Annotated in this window: 20 protein-coding genes; 19 read left to right on the forward strand and 1 reads right to left on the reverse strand. The window is 52.7% G+C overall.

The annotated features are described in order from the left end of the window. The first annotated feature begins 11 nt into the window (after positions 1–11). The 13 genes from mltG to LC431_RS04270 all read left to right on the forward strand — a co-directional run bounded on the left by mltG (position 12) and on the right by LC431_RS04270 (position 11,876). The gene (gene mltG / locus LC431_RS04210; protein WP_013576242.1) at positions 12–1,037 is read left to right on the forward strand and encodes an endolytic transglycosylase MltG; all 1,026 of its coding nucleotides are present in this window, start codon (positions 12–14) and stop codon (positions 1,035–1,037) included. Further along, positions 1,027–1,677, forward strand: coding sequence for a dTMP kinase (gene tmk, locus LC431_RS04215; RefSeq protein ID WP_013576241.1), 651 nt, complete (start codon positions 1,027–1,029; stop codon positions 1,675–1,677). The genes mltG and tmk overlap by 11 nt, the downstream gene beginning before the upstream one ends. Further along, positions 1,674–2,693: a DNA polymerase III subunit delta' gene (holB, locus tag LC431_RS04220; protein ID WP_223509308.1), complete on the forward strand. Its 1,020-nt coding sequence runs from the start codon at positions 1,674–1,676 to the stop codon at positions 2,691–2,693. The genes tmk and holB overlap by 4 nt, the downstream gene beginning before the upstream one ends. Positions 2,694–2,734: 41 nt before the next feature. Continuing rightward, positions 2,735–3,535: a metal-dependent hydrolase gene (locus tag LC431_RS04225; RefSeq protein WP_223509310.1), complete on the forward strand. Its 801-nt coding sequence runs from the start codon at positions 2,735–2,737 to the stop codon at positions 3,533–3,535. Positions 3,536–3,867: 332 nt separating this feature from the next. Further along, the gene (gene ptsG / locus LC431_RS04230) at positions 3,868–5,301 is read left to right on the forward strand and encodes a PTS glucose transporter subunit IIBC (RefSeq protein ID WP_013576238.1); all 1,434 of its coding nucleotides are present in this window, start codon (positions 3,868–3,870) and stop codon (positions 5,299–5,301) included. Positions 5,302–5,488: 187 nt separating this feature from the next. Then, positions 5,489–5,842 carry a purine nucleoside phosphoramidase gene (gene hinT / locus LC431_RS04235; RefSeq protein ID WP_013576236.1) on the forward strand — a complete coding sequence of 118 codons (354 nt, stop codon included), beginning with the start codon at positions 5,489–5,491 and terminating at the stop codon, positions 5,840–5,842. 8 nt (positions 5,843–5,850) lie between these two features. Next, complete coding sequence (locus LC431_RS04240; RefSeq protein ID WP_013576235.1) at positions 5,851–6,219, forward strand: YcfL family protein; 369 nt, start codon at positions 5,851–5,853, stop codon at positions 6,217–6,219. Between the two features lie 21 nt (positions 6,220–6,240). Then, positions 6,241–6,843: a penicillin-binding protein activator LpoB gene (gene lpoB, locus LC431_RS04245; RefSeq protein WP_013576234.1), complete on the forward strand. Its 603-nt coding sequence runs from the start codon at positions 6,241–6,243 to the stop codon at positions 6,841–6,843. Then, on the forward strand, positions 6,827–7,684 hold the full coding sequence (locus LC431_RS04250; protein WP_131638034.1) for a phosphotransferase: 858 nt from the start codon (positions 6,827–6,829) through the stop codon (positions 7,682–7,684). The genes lpoB and LC431_RS04250 overlap by 17 nt, the downstream gene beginning before the upstream one ends. 48 nt (positions 7,685–7,732) lie before the next feature. Further along, positions 7,733–8,761 (forward strand): beta-N-acetylhexosaminidase, encoded by a 1,029-nt coding sequence (gene nagZ / locus LC431_RS04255; protein ID WP_223509319.1) that lies wholly within the window; start codon positions 7,733–7,735, stop codon positions 8,759–8,761. 52 nt (positions 8,762–8,813) lie between these two features. After that, positions 8,814–9,356, forward strand: coding sequence for an alpha/beta hydrolase YcfP (gene ycfP / locus LC431_RS04260; RefSeq protein ID WP_013576231.1), 543 nt, complete (start codon positions 8,814–8,816; stop codon positions 9,354–9,356). A gap of 322 nt (positions 9,357–9,678) precedes the next feature. Continuing rightward, positions 9,679–10,983 carry an NAD(P)/FAD-dependent oxidoreductase gene (locus tag LC431_RS04265; protein WP_112151606.1) on the forward strand — a complete coding sequence of 435 codons (1,305 nt, stop codon included), beginning with the start codon at positions 9,679–9,681 and terminating at the stop codon, positions 10,981–10,983. Positions 10,984–11,339: 356 nt separating this feature from the next. Further along, entirely contained in the window at positions 11,340–11,876 is a 537-nt protein-coding gene (locus LC431_RS04270; protein ID WP_013576229.1) for a glycine zipper 2TM domain-containing protein, read from the forward strand. Between the two features lie 74 nt (positions 11,877–11,950). Here LC431_RS04270 and mfd read toward each other — a convergent pair whose 3' ends face one another. After that, positions 11,951–15,394: a transcription-repair coupling factor gene (gene mfd, locus LC431_RS04275; protein WP_223509312.1), complete on the reverse strand. Its 3,444-nt coding sequence runs from the start codon at positions 15,392–15,394 to the stop codon at positions 11,951–11,953. A gap of 238 nt (positions 15,395–15,632) precedes the next feature. On the opposite strand from mfd, the gene lolC reads away from it, so the two are divergent. The 6 genes from lolC to LC431_RS04305 all read left to right on the forward strand — a co-directional run bounded on the left by lolC (position 15,633) and on the right by LC431_RS04305 (position 21,862). Continuing rightward, entirely contained in the window at positions 15,633–16,835 is a 1,203-nt protein-coding gene (lolC, locus tag LC431_RS04280; protein WP_013576227.1) for a lipoprotein-releasing ABC transporter permease subunit LolC, read from the forward strand. Further along, positions 16,828–17,532, forward strand: a complete 705-nt coding sequence (gene lolD / locus LC431_RS04285; RefSeq protein ID WP_013576226.1) for a lipoprotein-releasing ABC transporter ATP-binding protein LolD — start codon at positions 16,828–16,830, stop codon at positions 17,530–17,532. Before lolC ends, lolD begins: the two co-directional genes overlap by 8 nt. Next, a complete protein-coding gene (gene lolE, locus LC431_RS04290) occupies positions 17,532–18,782 on the forward strand; it encodes a lipoprotein-releasing ABC transporter permease subunit LolE (protein ID WP_223509314.1) in 1,251 nt (416 codons plus the stop codon). The genes lolD and lolE overlap by 1 nt, the downstream gene beginning before the upstream one ends. A gap of 50 nt (positions 18,783–18,832) precedes the next feature. Continuing rightward, positions 18,833–19,660 carry a Sir2 family NAD+-dependent deacetylase gene (gene cobB / locus LC431_RS04295; RefSeq protein ID WP_013576224.1) on the forward strand — a complete coding sequence of 276 codons (828 nt, stop codon included), beginning with the start codon at positions 18,833–18,835 and terminating at the stop codon, positions 19,658–19,660. A 145-nt stretch (positions 19,661–19,805) separates the two neighbouring features. Further along, entirely contained in the window at positions 19,806–21,035 is a 1,230-nt protein-coding gene (pepT, locus tag LC431_RS04300; protein ID WP_013576223.1) for a peptidase T, read from the forward strand. 200 nt (positions 21,036–21,235) lie between these two features. Beyond that, entirely contained in the window at positions 21,236–21,862 is a 627-nt protein-coding gene (locus LC431_RS04305) for a hypothetical protein (RefSeq protein ID WP_013576222.1), read from the forward strand. Positions 21,863–22,087: the final 225 nt, after the last annotated feature.

Below are 22,087 nucleotides of genomic sequence, written 5' to 3' on the forward strand. Positions count from 1 at the left end.
GTGATTAAACAATGACAAACAAAAAGACCAAAATCTTCGCCCTCATTGCCCTGATTCTGTTAGGGCTGGCGACGTTTGCCTATCAAAAAGTAAAACAGTTTGCGGATCGCCCGATCAATGTCAGCAGCGAAACGATCTTTACCCTTCCCGCAGGCACGGGACGCGTGGTACTGGAAACACTGCTAATTGATAAAAAACTGATGAAGCCCAATCCGTGGTTTCCGTGGTTATTACGTTTAGAACCTGAACTGAGCGAGTTTAAAGCTGGTACTTACCGTTTTGAAAAAGGCATGACAGTACGTCAGATGCTTGAGCTGCTGAAAAGCGGTAAAGAGGCCCAATTCAGCGTTCGTTTTGTAGAGGGCTTTAAGCTCAGCGACTGGATGAAAGTTCTGGATAAATCAGAGTATCTGAAGCATGAACTCAGTGGTAAAAGTGGCGAAGACATTGCCGCCGCGCTGGGCGCAACGGACACCAAAAATCTCGAAGGCTGGCTGTATCCGGATACTTACCATTACACTGCGGGCATGACCGATTTATCTTTGCTCAAACGTGCTCACGTAAGGATGGAAAAAACGGTGGCGGATATCTGGAAAGGCCGCATGGATTCTCTGCCGTATAAAACACCTGCTGATATGGTCACCATGGCGTCGATCATTGAAAAAGAAACTGCAGTTAAAGATGAGCGCCCTGAAGTCGCTTCAGTATTTATTAACCGCCTGCGTATTGGTATGCGATTGCAAACCGATCCGACGGTGATTTACGGGATGGGTGATAAATACACTGGCAACATCACCAAGAAAGATCTGGAAACGCCGACTCCGTACAATACCTACGTGATCACCGGCCTGCCGCCGTCGCCAATTGCGATGCCGAGCGAAGCCTCACTGCAGGCCGCCGCGCATCCGGCGAAAACCCCGTATCTATACTTTGTCGCAGACGGCAAAGGCGGGCATACTTTCAGCACCAACCTTGAGAACCATAACAAGGCGGTTCGTGTGTACATAGAGGCGCTTAAGAATAAGAATGAAAAGTAACTTCATTGTGATTGAAGGCCTTGAAGGGGCAGGGAAAACTACTGCTCATGACGTGGTCGTCAATGCTCTGCGTCAGCACGGCGTGGGCGAAATCGTCTTCACCCGTGAACCGGGTGGAACGCCGCTTGCTGAGAAATTACGCGATTTATTCAAACGCGGCGTCGATGGCGAAAAACCTACCGTGAAAGCAGAAGTACTGATGCTTTATGCCGCCCGTGTTCAGCTGGTCGAAACGGTAATTTTGCCTGCACTGGCGCGTGGCGCGTGGGTTGTCGGGGACCGGCATGATCTTTCTTCACAGGCGTACCAGGGCGGTGGTCGCGGGATTGATGCCAAACTGATGACCTCCTTGCGTGATACCGTCCTGGGTGATTTCCGTCCTGATTTGACGCTGTATCTTGATCTGCCTCCGGCTATCGGATTGCAACGTGCCCGTGCCCGTGGGGAACTGGATCGTATTGAGCAGGAAGCGTTGCCTTTCTTTGAGCGTACGCGTACGCGTTATCTCGAACTTGCTGCCGGAGACAGCCGCATCAAAACCATCGATGCCTCCCAATCCATTGAGCAGGTCACTGCTTCCATCGAGCTGACGTTGAAAAACTGGTTCGATGAGCAGGTTTTACAAGGCAACGCATCATGAACTGGTATCCGTGGCTCAGTGGCCCGTACAGACAACTGGTCGGGCAATATCTGACGGGGCGTGGCCACCACGCTTTGCTGATGCATGCGGCTGCGGGGATGGGTGATGAGGCGCTGGTGTATGGTCTGAGTCGATGGTTGCTGTGCCGGCGTAAGGACGGGGAAAAAAGCTGCGGAACCTGCCACAGCTGCCAGCTGATGATTGCCGGAAACCATCCTGACTGGAATATTCTCCAGCCTGAAAAGGGCAAAAGCTCTCTGGGCATCGACCCGGTGCGTCAGCTTATTGAAACGCTGTATAACTATTCGCAACAGGGCGGCGCAAAAGTTGTATGGATCCCTCAGACAGAGATGCTGACCGAAGCAGCGGCCAATGCCTTGCTGAAAACGCTGGAAGAGCCGCCTGCTGGCACTTATTTCCTGCTCGGTTGCCGGGAGCCTTCGGCTTTACTGGCGACGATCCGCAGTCGCTGCTTCTACTGGCATCTGCCGGTGCCTGAAGAAACGCTGGCGGTGCACTGGATTAACCGCCAGCTCAGCGCGGATCCGGTCGCGATTAAAACCGCCCTGCGTTTGGCCAACGGCGGGCCATTATCGGCCATTGAACTGTTGCAGCCGGAGCGCTGGAAACAGCGCGTGGCGCTTTGCCAGCAGCTTTACGTTCAGTGCCAGCAGCAGGATATGCTTTCTCTGTTGTCCCAGCTTAATCATGAGGATGCCGCTGAACGCCTGTACTGGCTGGCGACGTTACTGCTGGATGCTGTCAAATGGCAGCAACATGCCGGGCAGTTCATCATTAATCACGATCAGCAGCCGCTGATTGCTTTGCTGGCAGGCGCGCAGTCTAACGCATCTCTGCAACAGTCGGTTACGGCGTGGATGCACTGCCGTCAGCAATTGATTTCCATCGTGGGCGTAAACCGCGAACTGCTGCTGACAGAACAGCTGCTGGAATGGGAACAAATGCTTCAGGGGGCGGTTTCCTCGTCAGTTTTCAGTTCCGCGCTATCGCGCTGATATACTCTTTATCTTCAACATACCGCAACGAGTTAATTATTATGTTTTTAGTCGATTCCCACTGCCACCTCGACAGCCTGGATTACAACGAGCTGCATTCAGGCGTGGACAGTGTGCTGGAAAAAGCCCGCGAACGTGATGTGAAATTTATGCTGGCCGTCGCAACAACCCTGCCGGGCTATCGGGCAATGACGCAGCTGATTGGTGATCGCCCGGACGTGGCATTTTCCTGCGGTGTTCATCCGCTGAATATCGACGATGGTTACGATTTCAACGAGCTGCGTGAGCTTGCCGCCAGCCCGAAAGTGGTGGCGATGGGGGAAACCGGTCTGGATTATTTTTATCAGAAAGAAGCGCATCAGCTGAAACTGCAGCAGGACTCTTTCCGCGAGCACATCCGTATTGGCCGCGAGCTGAACAAACCGGTGATCGTCCATACCCGTGATGCCCGCCAGGATACGCTGGATGTTCTCAAAGAAGAGAAAGCAGGGGAGTGCGGTGGTGTACTCCATTGCTTCACCGAGGATTCGCCGACCGCAAAATTCCTGCTCGATCTGGGTTTTTATATCTCTTTCTCCGGAATTGTGACTTTCCGTAATGCCGATGCGCTGCGTGAAGTGGCACGTTACGTCCCGCTGGATCGTCTGCTGGTAGAAACTGATTCGCCATACCTGGCACCGGTTCCGCATCGCGGAAAGGAAAACCAGCCTGCTTATGTGCGTGACGTTGCCGACTACATGGCAGTGCTCAAAGGCGTGAGCGTGGAACAACTTGCCGAAGCCACGACAGCCAACTTTTCACGATTATTTCACATCGATTCTTCTTCCTTGATGTCGCTTTAGGCCAGGTCATATTTTCGGTATTTATTTTTCGCCTCGTAATTAATCCTCTGAATGAGGTATTTTGGCACCGTTTTTGGCGGTGTCAGAGTGCTTTCATTCGGATTTTATGTTGATAAATGGTGGCTTTTAAGACGCTATAACTGCATTTTTCAGAAAAACGTGACTGCCATCAAACATTAACAAAGGGAATTATTTTACCCTGCGTAAAAATTAAAAGGGGTGCTCAGACACCCGACAGCAAAAGGTTCGCAACACTTTTGCAAAGCGGTTAGTTATCAGGCTAAACCGCAATAAGTATCAAAAAGAATCATTACTCAGGAGCACAATCAATTATGTTTAAGAACGCGTTTGCAAACCTTCAAAAGGTCGGTAAATCGCTAATGCTGCCAGTATCCGTACTGCCAATCGCAGGTATCCTGCTTGGCGTCGGTTCTGCAAACTTTAGCTGGCTGCCACTGATCGTTTCTCATGTTATGGCCGAAGCCGGTGGTTCAGTCTTCGCTAATATGCCTTTGATCTTTGCTATTGGTGTTGCCTTAGGCTTCACTAACAACGACGGTGTTTCTGCGCTGGCGTCCGTTGTGGCATATGGCATCATGGTGAAAACCATGGCGGTTGTGGCTCCACTGGTTCTGCATTTGCCCGCTGAAGAAATTGCAGCCAAGCATCTCGCCGATACCGGCGTACTGGGCGGTATCATCTCCGGTGCGATTGCGGCTTACATGTTCAACCGTTTCTATCGTATCAAGTTGCCAGAATATCTGGGCTTCTTCGCCGGAAAACGTTTTGTTCCGATCATCTCTGGTCTGGCTGCGATTATCCTGGGTGTGGTTCTGTCCTTCATCTGGCCGCCAATCGGTACAGGTATCCAGACCTTCTCACAATGGGCGGCTTACCAGAACCCGGTCGTGGCATTCGGTATCTACGGTGTGGTAGAACGTGCACTTGTTCCGTTTGGTCTGCACCATATCTGGAACGTTCCATTCCAGATGCAAATCGGTGAGTACGTGAACTCTGCAGGTCAGGTGTTCCACGGCGATATCCCACGTTATATGGCCGGTGACCCAACTGCAGGTAAACTGTCAGGTGGCTTCCTGTTCAAAATGTACGGTCTGCCAGCCGCTGCGGTTGCTATCTGGCATTCAGCGAAACCTGAAAATCGTGCAAAAGTCGGTGGCATCATGATTTCCGCTGCCCTGACTGCGTTCCTGACCGGTATCACTGAGCCAATCGAATTCTCCTTCATGTTCGTTGCGCCGATCCTGTACGTGATCCACGCGATTCTGGCCGGTCTGGCATTCCCAATCTGTATCCTGTTGGGTATGCGTGACGGCACCAGCTTCTCGCACGGTCTGATCGACTTCATCGTTCTGAGTGGTAACAGCAGCAAAATCTGGCTGTTCCCAATCGTAGGTGCGGTGTATGCGGTTGTTTACTACAGCATCTTCCGTTTCCTGATTGCGAAGCTGGATCTGAAAACACCTGGTCGTGAAGACTCTACCAGCGAAACCACCGCGCAGGGCGGTTCTGAAATGTCCGCCTCTCTGGTTCAGGCTTTCGGCGGCAAAGACAACATCACTAACCTTGATGCCTGTATTACCCGTCTGCGCGTCAGCGTAGCGGACGTCTCCAAAGTCGATCAGGCTGGCCTGAAAAAACTGGGTGCGGCAGGTGTGGTGGTTGCAGGTTCTGGTGTTCAGGCCATTTTCGGTACCAAGTCTGACAACCTGAAAACCGATATGGACGAGTACATGCGTAGCCATTAATGGTGAGCAATGTCTGGTTCTGAGAAAGGGGGCTTCGGCCTCCTTTTTTTATGTCTGCGATTCAGCGGAGCGCTGGCTGACGCTTTCTGCGTCAATTAAGCATCAAAAAGCGTAATCAGGTTGAAAGGAATGGAAATTCTAACCCATACTGCGTACAACGCTTTTTACTTTGTTAAGGACAGTTAAGATGGCCGAAGAGACAATTTTCAGCAAAATCATTCGCCGTGAAATCCCTGCCGACGTGGTTTATCAGGACGAACTTGTCACTGCGTTTCGCGACATTTCTCCTCAGGCACCCAGCCATATTTTGATTATCCCGAATGTTCTGATCCCGACAATGAATGACGTCGATGCGACGCATGAAGCAGCGCTGGGCAGAATGATGACGGTGGCCGCGAAAATTGCCGAACAGGAAGGCATCGCCGAAAGCGGTTACCGCCTGATCGTCAACTGCAACCGTGATGCTGGTCAGGAGGTTTATCACATCCATATGCATCTGGTCGGTGGCCGTGCACTGGGTCCATTGCTGTCACGTCAGTAAGGGTAAACATGCGTTTTTTGATGGCGTTATTGCCAGTGATTTTGTTGATAGGTTGTAGCAGCAAGCCCACTATTGCGCTGAATAATCAACAAAGAGTGGTAATGGAATCCCCCGTTCTGACGGCAGGCATAATCCCAGGTTCGCCATCCGTATCTGATTCCGGCGGGCAGAAAAAAGCCACAACCAGGTTGGATAACAACCAGCCACACTCAGTCACCCTGCATTATCGTTACTATTGGTATGATAAACAGGGGCTGGATTTATTCCCGGTCGCCGAGGCCAGGACCATTACTGTTCCGGCGAACAGCAGCGTGGACGTCAGTTCCCTGAACGGCAATCTTGATGCGTACAGTGTGCGTATTTACCTTTATCTCTAATTTTTTGCACGGAGAAGGTTGATGAAAAAGTATTTCCTCATTGTGGCAATTGCCGCATTGATCCTTGGCGGTTGTACGTTGCCAAACCAGCAGCAAAACCAGCCACAGCAGCCTGAGCAACCGCAGCAGCCACAGCAACCGTTGCCACCGGTTAACCCGCCGGTTCCGGAGCAACCGCAGGTCCAGCCAGTTCCGCAGCCGCCTAAATTTGCCAATATCGACTGGACCGCAACTGTTGAGCCAATGCTTGCGAAAATGCTGAAATCCGGTGGTGTGCAGCCGGGCAGCGTTCTGCTGGTGGATGGCGTGAAAAACAGCACCAACGGTTCCCTGCAAATGGCAAAAGCCACCGATGCATTGCGCAATGCACTGGCCAACAACACGACCTTCCAGGTGGTACCCGCCGAGCAACTGGCTTCGGCCAAACAGTCTCTGGGATTATCGCCGGATGACAGTCTGGCTTCGGTCAGTAAGGCCATCGGCCTGGCAAACATCGTAAAAGCGCAGTACGTGCTTTACAGTACCGTGAGTGGTGATGTGAAAGCGCCGACCATGTCGATGCGTCTGATTACCGCACCGAGTGGTGAAATCATCTGGTCAGGCCGCGGTGCAGTTCAGAATTAACGCTGAGCTTCTGCAACACGAACTCCGGCAACTGATTGAACAACATTATCCGGCGGTGAAAACCGCCGGTTTTCGTTTATTACCGGTTGCCGGGCTGACCGGCGAAAGCTGGAAAATCAGCTCGTCTGCCGGTGAGTTTCTGGCACGACATCAGTCTGTACAGCGGCAAGCTTTGGGCGCTGACCGGCAACGCGAATCTGTGATTTTGCGGCATATCGCGCGGCACAAATTAGGCCCTTGTGTCAGACTTTATTCGCCGCCGTGGCTGATAGTCGACTGGATAGGCGGAACGCCGTTGCAAGATCAGGCACTCGCCGCCGTTTCAGGCCAGAAAGCCTTGTGCCAGTGTCTGGTGCAGTTACACCAGTTGCCACTATCAGGCTACCGGCTGGATTTACAGCAGCAATTTGCCCGCTACTGGCAACATATCGACCGGCGCAGGCTGACGCCGCACTGGCTGCGTTTGCACCGCAAAATGTTGTCGCAGGATCCGCCGTCACCGCTGAAACTGGCGCTGGTACATATGGATATTCACGCCGGTAATGTGCTTAGTACGCCAGACGGGCTGCGGCTGATTGACTGGGAATATGCGGCGAATGCGGACATTGCGCTGGAGCTGGCGGCGATTATTCGTGGCAACGACTGGAACGCGCAGCAGCAAAATGCGTTCATCGGCGAATACGTTGATGCTGGCGGCTATCAGGAAATATCTCTTTTGCAGCAGCGGGTTAAACGCTGGATCCCCTGGGTTGATTACCTGATGCTGATGTGGTTCGAAGTGCGCTGGCAGCAGACCGGCGAGAGTAAATATCTTGAATGGGTGCGCCCGTTGCACCCGTGATAATTGTCTGAAAAATGAAAAGGAGCGTCCATTTTGTTGGGACCTGTAATGCTGGATGTCGCTGGCTATGCGCTGGATGCCGAAGAACGTGAAATTTTGCAGCACCCGCTGGTGGGCGGGCTGATTTTATTCACCCGAAATTATCATGATGTCGATCAGTTGCATGAACTGATCCGCCAGATCCGCGCCGCGTCGCACGACAGGCTGGTGCTGGCCGTGGATCAGGAAGGCGGGCGCGTACAGCGCTTCCGCGAAAGTTTTACCCGTCTGCCTGCCGCGCAATCTTTTGCGGCGCTCAATGAACCGCACGAAGCGGGGCGTCTGGCCCAGGAAAGCGGCTGGCTGATGGCGTCGGAAATGATTGTGATGGATATCGACATCAGCTTCGCGCCAGTGCTGGATATCGGACATATCAGCGCAGCTATCGGCGAACGTTCGTTCCATGCAGAACCCCGGAAAGCGCTTGAAATGGCTGAGCAGTATATTCTCGGTATGCATTCCGCTGGCATGAAAACCACCGGTAAGCATTTTCCGGGGCACGGTGCCGTCAGCGCGGATTCCCATAAAGAAACACCACACGACGATCGCCCGCTGGAAGTTATCCGCCAGCACGACATGGCTATCTTCCGTCAGCTCAACGAACGTAAATTACTGGATGCCGTGATGCCGGCGCACGTGATTTATACTCAGGCCGATCCACGTCCGGCCAGCGGTTCGCCATACTGGTTGCAGGAAATTTTGCGCAAAGAGCTGAATTTCAACGGCGTGATCTTCTCCGATGATATCTCAATGGAAGGTGCGGCAATCATGGGGTCTTATCCCGAACGCGCGCAGGCCTCTCTGGATGCGGGTTGCGACATGATCCTGGCCTGTAACAACCGGCAGGGTGCTGTCAGCGTGCTGGATAACCTGTCTCCGGTCAACGCTGAGCGCGTTGCACAGTTGTATCATCGCGGACTGTATAGTGGAAAACAGGCCCGTCAGGACCTGCAAAATTCGAGACGCTGGAAAGAGGCAAACCGTGATCTGACCATACTCGACGCCCGCTGGCAGGAACATAAACAGGCTGCCCTGTAACGTTTTTCCGACCACGTGAAGGGTTCAACGCACATTCAGGATGAGGTAAACGATGATTATCTATTTGCATGGCTTCGATTCAACCAGTCCCGGTAATCATGAGAAAGTGTTGCAGTTACAGTTCATTGATCCGGACGTGCGCTTCATCAGTTACAGCACGCTGCACCCGCGTCATGACATGCAACATCTGCTAAAAGAAGTGGATAAAGTGCTGCAGGAAACGACGGACAAGAATGCGCTGATTTGCGGCGTCGGACTTGGCGGATTCTGGGCTGAACGCATCGGTTTCCTGTGCGGGATCCGCCAGGTGATGTTCAATCCGAATTTGTCACCGCAGGATAATATGACCGGGAAAATCGACCGCCCGGAAGAGTATGAAGATATCGCCACCAAGTGCATCAGCGATTTCCGCGAGAAAAACCGCGACCGCTGTCTGGTGATTTTATCCCGTGAAGATGGCGTGCTCGACAGCAGCAAAACGGCTGAGAAATTGCATCACTATTATCCGGTTGAATGGGACGAGCATCAGAGCCATAAATTCAAAGATATCTCGACGCATCTGCAACGCATTAAAGCGTTCAAAAATATCGTCTGATTTAACATTTCGTTTCTGAAATCGCTAAAACCACTGCCTTTGCGCAGTGGTTTTTTATTTGTGTCATTCCCGCTTCAGAATTCGTTTTCATGGCAGATCCGCGTCTAACTTGCTGATTTAAAGATGTCAAAATGCGTGCCATTTTCCTAAGTCAAATTAGCCAAATGAATTTAAATTGACCTATATCAATTTTGGTATGACCAAATCACCACGCGTGATATCCTCCGTCTCAGATACCGATTTAACTTAAGCAACCCTATGTTATATAAGGATTATATTTTTACTCTTATATAACAATTGGTTCACATTTGAGGGGGTCATTTTGACATCACCAATGAAGAAAATTGTGATTATCGGCGGTGGCGCCGGCGGTCTGGAACTGGCGACCAGCCTGGGCCATAAACTTGGCCGCAACAAAAAAGCGGAGATCATTCTGGTCGACCGTAACCACAGCCATTTATGGAAACCCCTGTTGCACGAAGTGGCGACCGGCAGTCTGGATGACGGCGTGGATGCGCTGAGCTATCTGGCTCATGCCCGCAACCACGGTTTCACCTTCCAGATTGGCTCACTGACCGATATCGACCGTGAAAATCAGACCATCAAACTGGCTGAAATCTGTGACGAGAACGGCGAAATGCTGGTGCCGGTACGGGATATTGCGTACGACACCCTGGTGATGGCGCTGGGCAGCACGTCTAACGATTTCGGTACACCGGGCGTCAAAGACCACTGCATCTTCCTGGATAACCCGCATCAGGCGCACCGTTTCCATAACGAAATGCTGAACCTGTTCCTCAAATTCTCTGCCAGTGCAGACAAGCAGAAGAAAGTGAACATTGCGATTGTTGGCGGCGGGGCGACGGGTGTCGAGCTGTCTGCCGAGCTGCATAATGCGGTAAAACAACTGCACAGCTACGGTTTCGAAGGGCTGGACAGCGAAGCGCTGAACGTCACGCTGGTGGAAGCCGGTGAACGTATTCTGCCTGCGCTGCCACCGCGTATTTCTGCTGCGGCGCATAACGAGCTGACTAAACTGGGCGTACGCGTTCTGACGCAAACCATGGTGACCAGCGCGGATAAGAACGGTCTGAACACCAGGTCCGGCGAATTCATTGACGCCGATCTGATGGTCTGGGCGGCGGGGATTAAAGCCCCTGATTTCATGAAAGACATCGCGGGTCTGGAAACCAACCGTATCAATCAGCTTGTGGTGGAACCGACGCTGCAGACCACGCGCGACCCGAACATCTATGCGATTGGCGACTGCGCTTCCTGTCCGCAGCCATCCGGCGGTTTCGTGCCACCGCGTGCGCAGTCAGCGCATCAGATGGCCTCCCGTTGTTTTGCCAACATCATGGCGCAGCGTAAGGGGCAAAGCCTGAAACCTTACGTCTATAAAGACCACGGTTCACTGGTTTCCCTTTCACGCTTCAGTACTGTCGGCAGCCTGATGGGTAACCTGATGCGCGGTTCTATGATGGTCGAAGGCCGTCTGGCGAGACTGGTTTATATCTCGCTGTACCGTATGCACCAGATTGCATTGCACGGTTACATTAAAACCGGTCTGATGATGCTGGTCGGCGGCATTAACCGGGTGATCCGCCCGCGTCTTAAACTGCACTGATACCTGTTCGCTGATATTTTTCAACGTCAGCTGAATCGTTTCATAGCCTAAAGCCTGTTTCTGACAGGCTTTTTCTTATCTGCATGAATACCCCTGTGAACAGCATAAGATCCCGCCACGATGAGGTTGTCTGCTAAGAATTCTCCGAAACAGGGGGATGCACCGGTTGTTTATCTCACTTACAGATTTCGTCTTATTGTTTGCTTACGTTTAGGTGTGCAGACTTAACAATAAGTTTACAAGAACAGATGGTCACAGACGGCGATTCACGCACGCCGAACCTCAGATGTGAAGCTGTCCGCTGAGGGACCCCGGTAACGGAGTCATTGCGTGGTAACATTTGCGGAGGAAGTCCTGTGAACAAGTCAATGTTAGCTGGGGTCGGTATTGGTGTGGCTGCGGCGTTGGGCATTGCTGGCGTTGCAAGCATGAATGTTTTTTCATCTGGCCCGGAGTACGCGCAGGTTGTCAGCGCGACGCCAATCAAAGAAACCACGAAAATCCCGCGTCAGGAATGTCGGAATGTGACGGTCACTCACCGACGTCCTGTACAGGATGAACATCAGATTGCTGGCTCCGTGCTCGGTGCAGTCGCCGGTGGCGTACTCGGTCACCAGTTTGGTGGCGGCCGCGGACGTGATGTTGCGACGGTAGCGGGTGCGTTGGGCGGTGGCTATGCGGGTAACCGCGTGCAGAGCAGCATGCAGGAAAACGACACCTACACCACGCAACAGCAGCGCTGTAAAACCGTGTATGACAAAGAAGATAAAACGCTCGGTTATGATGTGACCTATAAAATAGGCGATCAGCAAGGGAAAGTTCGTATGGACCACGATCCGGGCACACAAATTCCGCTGGATAAAAGCGGTCAGTTGCAACTTACCCGTTCATAACCAAGCGGGAAGTGTGGAAAATAAAAAGCCTGAGGTGAAAACCTCAGGCTTTTTTTAACGCATGAAGATCAGATTCAGATCAGATGCTCAGTAAACTCATTCAGCATGTCACCGACAAACTTCAGGCGTTTCGGGCGATCAGTCAGATCTAACACAAACTTCAGTTTTGTCGGGCCGTCCAGCCGGTAAACCTGGGGTTGTTTCTGTAACAGACCAATCAGGAAGCCCGGATCCACACGGTTCTTATCGCCAAACTCAATGAATCCGCCGCGCTCGTTGCCTTCAATCCGCCGGATGCCGAGTTCTTTGGCTTTCAGGCGCAGCACGGCAATCAGCAACAGATTGCGCGCACCGTCCGGCAGCGTGCCAAAACGGTCGATCAGCTCAACGCGGAGTTCATCCAGTTCGCCTTCGGTTTTCGCACTGGCGATACGTTTATACAACGACAGGCGCGTATTCACATCAGGAATGAAATCCTCCGGCAGCAGCGCAGGCATGCGCATTTCAACTTCGGTCTGGCTGGTGGTTAAATCCTCCAGCGATGGCTCGCGGCCTTCTTTCAACGCTTCGACGGCGTTTTCCAGCAACTCCATATACAGCGAGAAACCGATACTGGTCATCTGGCCGCTCTGGCCTTCGCCGAGCAGTTCGCCAGCACCGCGGATTTCAAGGTCGTGCGTCGCCAGCGCAAAACCGGCACCCAGGTCTTCCAGCGAGGCAATGGCCTCCAGACGTTTATGTGCATCGGCCGACATGGCTTTCGGTGGCGGCGTCAGCAGATACGCATAGGCCTGATGGTGTGACCGCCCTACGCGGCCACGCAACTGATGCAACTGCGCCAGACCAAAGTGGTCGGCGCGCTCAATAATGATTGTGTTCGCCGTCGGGATATCGATACCGGTTTCGATAATGGTGGTACACACCAGCACGTTGAAACGCTGGTGATGGAAATCATTCATCACACGCTCGAGGTCGCGTTCACGCATCTGACCGTGGCCGATGGCAATGCGCGCTTCCGGCACGAGTTCGGCCAGCCGCTGCGAGGCTTTCTCGATATTCTCGACATCGTTGTAGAGATAATAAACCTGCCCGCCGCGCAGAATTTCACGCAGGATTGCCTCACGCACGACCAGACTGTCGTACTCGCGCACAAAGGTTTTCACCGCCATACGACGTGCAGGCGGTGTGGCAATAATCGACAGGTCGCGCATGCCGCTCATGGCCATGTTCAGCGTACGCGGGATAGGCGTTGCGGTCAGGGTAAGAATATCTACGTCTGCACGCATCGCTTTGATGCGCTCTTTATGACGTACGCCGAAACGGTGCTCTTCATCGACAATCAGCAGTCCCAGATCTTTCCAGCGTAGATCGGTTTGCAGCAGTTTGTGTGTGCCGATAATAATATCGACTTTGCCTTCAACCGCATCTTCCAGCACGACGTTTTGTTCTTTGGCGCTGCGGAAACGCGACATCATTTCGATGCGCACTGGCCAGCTGGCGAAGCGGTCGCGGAAGTTATCGAAGTGCTGTTGTGCCAGCAGGGTGGTCGGTACCAGAACGGCCACCTGCTTATTGTTGGAAACGGCGAGGAAGGCTGCGCGCATCGCCACTTCGGTTTTACCAAAACCGACGTCGCCACATACCAGCCGGTCCATCGCCAGCGGTTGGGTCATGTCAGTCAGTACCGCGTTAATGGCCTGTGCCTGATCCGGCGTGGTTTCAAACGGGAAAGCCTGACAGAACAGCTGATACTGTGCTTTGTCGTGCTTAAACGCGAAACCACTTTTGGCTTCGCGCTGGGCGTAGATATCCAGCAGTTCCGCAGCGACATCGCGCACTTTCTCGGCCGCTTTCTGCCGCGCTTTTGACCAGGCTTCACCGCCGAGTTTATGCAGCGGCGCGCTCTCATCCGCGCCACCGGCATAGCGGCTGATGAGATGCAGCGATGATACCGGCACATACAGTTTGTCTTCACCGGCGTAGGTCAGTATCAGGTATTCGGCAGTGATGCCGCCGGTTTCAAGCGTTGTCAGCCCGAGATAACGGCCCACACCGTGTTCGACATGCACTACCGGCTGGCCGGGACGCAGTTCGGCGAGATTACGGATCAGTGTATCGGTGTTGATCGACCGTCGGCTGTCCTGACGGCGACGCGCCACGCGTTCACCAAGCAGATCGCTTTCACAAATCAGCGCCAGCTGTTTATCCGCATCCAGAAAACCACGTTCGCACGCGCCGATCATGATGTAACGACCGGCGATATCGGCTTCTTCAATCCGGGTGATAAGCGTCGGCATCAGCTTGATGCGTGCCAGCAAATCCTGAAGCGTTTCGCGGCGGCCTTCACTTTCTACAGAGAATACCAGGCTGCCGGCAAAGGATTCATTAAAGCGACGCAGGTTATCCATCGGCGCTTTATTCTGCGGCTGAACGGATAAATCTGGCAGCTTTTCGTAACTCAGATTGGTATTGGCGGCTTTCTTCGGCAGCGAATCAGTACGCAGCTGAACACGTGGCCAGGCTTTCAGCTCGGTAAACAGCGACTCCACACGCAGCCAGAGATTTTCCGGCTCGAGCAGCGGACGCATCGGATCGACCCGGCGGCTTTCGTAACGCTGGCAGGCGTCCTGCCAGAAGCGCTCAGCGGCGGCTTCGAGATCGCCGGTATTCAGCACCAGCGTGTTTTCCGGCAGATAGCTGAACAGCGTGGTCAGCGGCTGACTGAAAAACAACGGCTGCCAGTATTCGATACCGGCGGGGAAGGTCCCTTTACTGACCTGCTGATAAACGTGTTCGGCATCGCGACGTACTTCGAACTTCTCGCGCCATTGGCTGCGGAACAGTTCAATGGCATTTTTATCGGTTGGAAATTCGTGCGCGGGTAGCAGATTGATATGTTCCACTTCACTCAGCGTGCGCTGGGTATCCACATCGAAAATGCGCAGGCTGTCGATTTCATCATCAAAGAAATCAATGCGATAAGGTTCTTCGCTGCCCATCGGATACAAATCCAGCAGAGCGCCACGGGTGGCAAACTCGCCGTGCTCCATCACCTGATCTACGCTGCGATAACCGGCCTGTTCCAGCTGTGCACGCAATTTATCGCGCGAAAGCTGCTGACCTTTCTTCATCACCAGCGCGTGACCGTGCAGGAATTCGTGCGGGCAGACGCGTTGCATCAGTGTATTCACCGGCAGAATAATGATGCCGCGTTCCATAGTAGGAAGCTGATACAAACTGGAAAGGCGTGAAGAAATAATTTCCTGATGTGGAGAAAAACTGTCGTAAGGTAGCGTTTCCCAGTCCGCAATACTCAGGACTTTGTTGTCAGTAAACTGTTGAATTTCATCGCGCAGGCGCAGGGCATTTTGCATATCAGGCGCAATCAGCAGGATCGGGCCTGTATGGCGTTCACTGATTTGGGCGCATTCCAGCGCGCAGGCGGAGCCTTTAAGCTGGCCTAACAGGCGGTTGTCGCCCGGGCGTTCAGGCAACGAATAACGATAATCTTGAGACATAGGCTGTGTTGAGTTCTCGTTTTGGCGGCTGTCGGAGGCCAATTAGCAGACCGTATCTTGCTTTGCAGGGGTAATCGGGGTCAACCCGTTGTCTGTATAAAAGGGTCAACGGCGTCACAAAGTTAAACCGATTACTTTGGGTTAATGGTTCCATAAAGCGGTGCTAGCCTTTATTATCCTTGATCACTTTAGTCTGCGCCACGCACTTATTTGCGGCCAAGCACTTAAAACGGATGTTATGTATCAACCTGTCGCGTTATTTATAGGTCTGCGCTACATGCGCGGGCGTGCTTCGGACCGCTTCGGGCGGTTTGTCTCCTGGTTATCCACCATTGGTATCACTCTCGGCGTGATGGCGCTGGTGACCGTGCTGTCAGTGATGAACGGTTTTGAGAAAGATCTGGAAGGTAACATCCTGGGTCTGATGCCTCAGGCGTTAATCACCACGCCGGGCGGATCCCTCGACCCTCAGAAAATCACCCATCAACAGGTGTCGGCGCTGAAAAGTGTTAACCGCGCTGTACCGCTGACCACCGGCGATGTCGTGCTGCAAAGCCCAGGCAGCGTCGCGGTGGGCGTGATGCTCGGTGTCGATCCTGACCAGAAAGACCCGCTGGCGAAATACTTAATTGGGGTTGCCCAGCAGGAACTTCAACCCGGTAAATACAACGTTATTCTTGGCGATCAGCTGGCGCAGCAGTTAAAAGTGCGCCGTGGCGATCAACTGCGTCTGATGGTCACCAGCGTCAGCCAGTTCACGCCGGTCGGCCGCGTCCCGAGCCAGCGTTTGTTCAACGTTATCGGCACTTTCTCCGCCAACAGCGAAGTGGATGGTTACCAGATGCTGGTGAACATTCAGGACGCCTCACGTCTGATGCTGTATCCGAAAGGCAATGTCACCGGCTGGCGTTTGTTCCTCGACAAACCGCTGGACGTCGACAGTCTGAGTACGCAAAAACTGCCTGACGGTGCAAGCTGGAAAGACTGGCGTGAACGCCGCGGCGAATTGTTCCAGGCGGTGCGCATGGAGAAAAATATGATGGGGCTGTTGCTGAGCCTGATCGTCGCCGTCGCCGCGTTTAACATTATTACGTCACTGGGTTTACTGGTGATGGAGAAGCAAGCCGAAGTGGCCATTTTGCAAACACAGGGCTTAAGCCGTCGCCAGATTATGGCGCTGTTCATGGTGCAGGGCGCCAGTGCCGGTGTGATCGGCGCGTTGCTCGGGGCCGTGCTCGGCGTGGTGCTGGCCACCCAACTGAATACAATTATGCCAGCTATCGGGCTGATGCTCGATGGCGCGTCGCTGCCGGTCGATATCGAACCGGTTCAGGTCGTGGTCATCGCGCTGGTTGCTATGGCTATTGCTTTATTATCTACGCTTTATCCTTCCTGGCGCGCTGCTGCCACCCATCCCGCAGAGGCTTTACGTTATGAGTAATTCTTTATTATTGCAGTGTGAAAACCTCTGTAAGACTTATCAGGAAGGTAAAATGCACACCGACGTGCTGCGTGACGTCAGTTTCGCTATGCAGCCGGGTGAGATGATGGCGATTGTCGGCACCTCCGGTTCCGGCAAAAGTACTTTGCTGCATTTGCTGGGCGGACTCGATTCCCCGACGTCCGGCGAAGTGATTTTCAAAGGTCAGTCTCTGAACGCGATGTCTTCATCGGCGAAATCTGAATTGCGTAACCGCGAGCTGGGCTTCATCTATCAGTTCCACCATTTGCTGCCGGATTTCACCGCGCTGGAAAACGTCGCGATGCCGCTGCTGATTGGCAAAAAGAAATCTGCCGAAGTGCAGGAACGCGCGCTGGCGATGCTTGAAGCGGTGGGACTGCAACATCGCAGCAATCACCGTCCTTCCGAGCTTTCCGGTGGTGAACGTCAGCGGGTGGCAATTGCCCGTGCGCTGGTGAATAATCCTTCGCTGGTGCTGGCCGATGAACCGACCGGTAATCTCGATCAGCGCAATGCCGACAGCATTTTCGAATTGCTCGGCGAACTGAATGTGCGCCAGGGCACGGCGTTTCTGGTGGTGACGCATGATCTGCAACTGGCGAACCGTCTGACGCGTCAGCTGGAAATGCGTGACGGCAAGTTGCAGCAGGAATCGATGTTGCTGGGAGCGAAGTAATGTCTGGCATTCCTTTTTCATTATTGATTGGCCTGCGGTTCAGTCGTGGACGCCGTCGCAGCGGCATGGTGTCGCTGATTTCGGTAATTTCAACGTTAGGCATTGCACTGGGTGTGGCGGTGCTGATCGTTGGCCTCAGCGCCATGAATGGTTTTGAACGTGAGCTGAAAGAACGCGTACTGGCGGTCGTACCGCACGGCGAAATCCGGCCGGTCAATCAGCCGTTCAACAACTGGCAGGGCGTGCTGGATCGGGTGGGAAAAGTGCCGGGTATTGTGGCGGCTGCACCCTATATCCAGTTCAACGGCCTGATTGAGCACGGCGCCAAACTGCGCGCCATCCAGCTGAAAGGTGTTGATCCTCAGAGTGAACCGCGTGTCAGTGCCGCGCCGAAATTCGTGCAGAATAATGCCTGGCAGAATTTTAAAGCCGGTCAGCAGCAGCTGATCCTCGGCAAAGGTGTCGCGGATGCGGTGGGCGTGAAGCAGGGCGACTGGGTGACCGTGATGATCCCGAACAGCGACCCGGAAATGAAGCTGTTGCAGCCAAAACGTATTCGCCTGCAGGTTGCCGGTATTTTGCAGCTCAGCGGACAACTTGATCACAGTCTTGGCATGGTGCCTCTGGCCGATGCCCAGCAATATCAGGATATGGGCAGCAGCGTGACCGGTATTGATATCAAAGTGAACGATGTCTTTGCCGCACAGAAACTGGTGCACGACGCCGGTGAAGTGACTCAGGCTTACGTTTATATCAGCAGCTGGATCGGAACTTATGGCTACATGTACCGTGATATCCAAATGGTGCGCGCTATCATGTATATGGCGATGGTGCTGGTGATTGGTGTGGCCTGCTTCAATATCGTTTCAACGCTGGTGATGGCGGTGAAAGATAAAAGCAGCGATATTGCGATTTTGCGCACACTGGGCGCGAAAGACGGACTTATCCGCGCAGTCTTCATCTGGTACGGTTTACTGGCGGGGCTGGTCGGCAGCGTTGCAGGTGTAGTGATCGGCGTGATTGCGGCCTTCCAGCTGACTAACATCGTCAATGCATTGCAAAAACTGACCGGTCACCAGTTCCTGTCGGGCGATATTTATTTCATCGACTTCCTGCCTTCTGAAGTTCACTGGCTGGATGTCGCAGGGGTGCTGGTAACCGCCCTGGTGCTGAGTTTGCTGGCAAGCTGGTATCCGGCGCGGCGTGCGAGCCGTATCGATCCTGCCCGCGTACTCAGTGGCGGTCAGTAATCCATTTTTAAATGAAGTCTTAATCAGACACAGAGAGTAAGGAGCACTTCATGCGCACACGTCATCGTCTGTGTCGGTTTCGCAAAAATAAGCGCATTCGCCATCAGCGGTTCCGGTCGAATATTTTCCACCGTGACTCGATGGCGGCTGCGTCGTTGAAGAAGCCGTTTGTCGTGGTGCTGACCGGCGCAGGGATTTCCGCCGAGTCTGGCATTCGTACTTTCCGCGCCGCTGACGGTTTGTGGGAAGAACATCATGTTGAGGATGTGGCGACGCCCGAAGGCTATCGCCGTGATCCTGAACTGGTACAGCGTTTTTATAATGAGCGCCGCCGTCAGTTGCAGGCAGAAGATCTCAAACCGAATGCTGCACATTACGCGCTGGCCACGCTGGAAGAGGCGCTCGGTGAGAACTTCCTGCTGGTTACGCAAAATATCGATAACCTGCACGAGCGCGCGGGCAGCTTACGCGTCATTCATATGCACGGCGAATTGCTAAAAGTGCGGTGTACGCAATCGGGGCAGGTATTGGACTGGCCGGGCGATCTGACTGTGGATGACCGCTGTCATTGCTGTCAGTTTCCGGCACCGTTGCGCCCGCACATAGTCTGGTTCGGTGAAATGCCTTTTGGCATGGACGAGATTTACGATGCGCTGGCTAAAGCCGATTTTTTTGTCGCTATCGGTACGTCTGGCCACGTTTATCCGGCCGCGGGATTTGTCCATGAAGCGCGCATCGGCGGCGCCTGTGCTGTTGAACTGAATCTTGAACCGAGTCAGGTTGAAAGCGAATTCGATATGAAGCACTACGGGCTGGCGAGCCAGGTCGTACCGGAATTTGTCCATAAGTTCCTGACCAAGAAAGACCAGGCCTGGTGATCACCAGGCTTTTTTTATTGTTCCCGCCAAAAATTGCGCCTGCCCCATAGACATATCTCGTTAAACTTGGTGAAAAATGACCTGACGCAATATTCAGGGTTTTCATGCTGCGCATAATAAAACCCAGCCGCCAGAGGATACCCAAATGAATAAGTTGCTTGATCGTTTTCTTCATTATGTTTCTTTCGATACTCAATCTAAGCCCAATGTTAAACACACGCCCAGCACCGACGGACAACTCAGGTTGGCGCAGGCCCTGCGTAATGAACTGACCGAGCTAGGTTTTTCTCAGGTTACGCTCAGTGATAAAGGCTGCGTGATGGCCACCTTGCCAGGCAATGTGGCCTGGAAAGTGCCGGTGATTGGTTTTATTTCCCATCTGGATACCGCGCCTGATTTCACGGCTAAACACGTTAATCCACAAATTGTGGAAAATTACCGCGGCGGCGATATCGCACTGGGTAATGGCGATGAAATATTATCTCCGGTGATGTTCCCGGTATTACATCAGCTTCTCGGGCACACGATTATCACCACCGACGGCAAAACCTTGCTCGGGTCTGATGATAAATCTGGTATCGCAGAAATTATTACCGCGATGGTGCGACTGAAAAACAGCAATATTCCGCACGGACCGGTGCGTATCGCCTTCACGCCAGACGAGGAAATCGGCAAAGGTGCGCAGAGTTTTGATATTCCTGCATTCGGCGCGCAGTGGGCCTACACCGTCGACGGTGGCGGAGTGGGGGAGCTGGAGTTTGAGAACTTCAACGCTGCGTCGGCCACGATTAAAATTGTCGGTAATAATGTGCATCCGGGCAGTGCCAAAGGGGTGATGGTGAATGCGCTGTCACTGGCGACGCGTTTTCACAACGAGCTGCCTGCAGATGAAACGCCCGAACATACAGAAGGTTACGAAGGTTTCTACCATCTGACGACCATCAAGGGCAACGTTGAGCGTGCGGAAATGCATTACATCATCCGTGATTTCGACAAAACGCAGTTCGAAGCCCGTAAGCAAAAAATTATTGATGTCGCACACGTGGTCGGCAAAGGCCTGCACCGTGATTGTTATATCGAAGTGACGCTCGACGATCACTATTACAACATGCGCGACAAAGTGGCTCAGCATCCGCACATTATTGCGCTGGCGCAGCAGGCGATGAAAGATTGCGATATCGAGCCAATCATGAAGCCCATTCGTGGCGGCACTGATGGCGCGCAGCTTTCGTTTCGCGGTTTGCCATGCCCGAATATCTTCACCGGCGGTTATAACTTCCATGGCAAACACGAATTCGTAACGCTCGAAGGAATGGAAAAAGCGGTTGCAGTGATTATGCGTATCGCGGAACTGACGGCGGAAAGATCTCAATAAATCCTGTTCAGCCTTTGAGTTATAACGTTTAACAATATAAGGCTGGTTAGATTGCCCTTTATTATCAGCGTGTTAACCACTTTATCTGGTTATGACAGATAACCTGCCTAAATATATCTTGATTTCGTATCTCTAATTTGTATTTTTTTCTCATTTCTCCTGTCTGTAAAATACATTTTTGCCTCTACGGATTTGAGAAAATGGAATTAAAGGATGTAGCATCACTGCGGGATTTTGTCAGAACTCGCACCCCGACTCGTGGTACCGGCACTTGTTATAGTGCATGGGTATTAATCTGGTATCCGGATGGTGGGAATGTAGGCCATGCGTCAATGTTTATTGGTGATATTTTAGAAACCAGTCCTTATGTCAGCTGGTGGCCACAAACAGAAGATAAAAAAATCATGTTCGGTAAATACCCTTCAAGAATCGCTTGCATGGGGAATACCAGTTCAACGACTTATCGTTCTGATGCACGTACCGAAGGTAACCCACCAGATGTTATTTATGGATTGATGAACCTGGACGAGAGTGCGATGAAAACAGCCTGGTATGATATTTGTCATAAAGCAGGAGGATCATCATTTCGTACCGTCGGGAAGAATTGCGCTAATATTGTTGGCCGGGTCATCAATGCAGGACTTATCGCTTCACCATTACGTGCCAGGGCCTTTGGCTATATGCAGGGTGGTTTTTTACCCTGTACGCCTAAGCGTGTAGGGGTGGCATGTAATTATCTGAGAGATAAAGACCTCGCCATAAAAATAAGTCTGCATACCAAATCTCTGAACCTTAATCCTTTCAAACGCCTGCTGCGGCTTCGATAACTTCGTCGGGCTGTGAAAGCCCGACAGCATTGCGTTTGTTATTTTAGAAGCTCCATTCCGTGCAGCGCTATCCGGTAGCCGTCTGCGCCATTGCCTTGTGTAGTGATGTTATGGACGCCCCTCCCTGAAGTAGCCAGTGCCATACTCTATTGACTGCAATTAATTCAGGAGTGATATCACATGAACACAATCAGAGTTGTTGGTATCGACATTGCCAAATCTGTT

Origin of the sequence: Rahnella sp. GSA61A (assembly GCF_019969905.1) — a bacterium.
Taxonomy (GTDB): domain Bacteria; phylum Pseudomonadota; class Gammaproteobacteria; order Enterobacterales; family Enterobacteriaceae; genus Rahnella; species Rahnella aceris.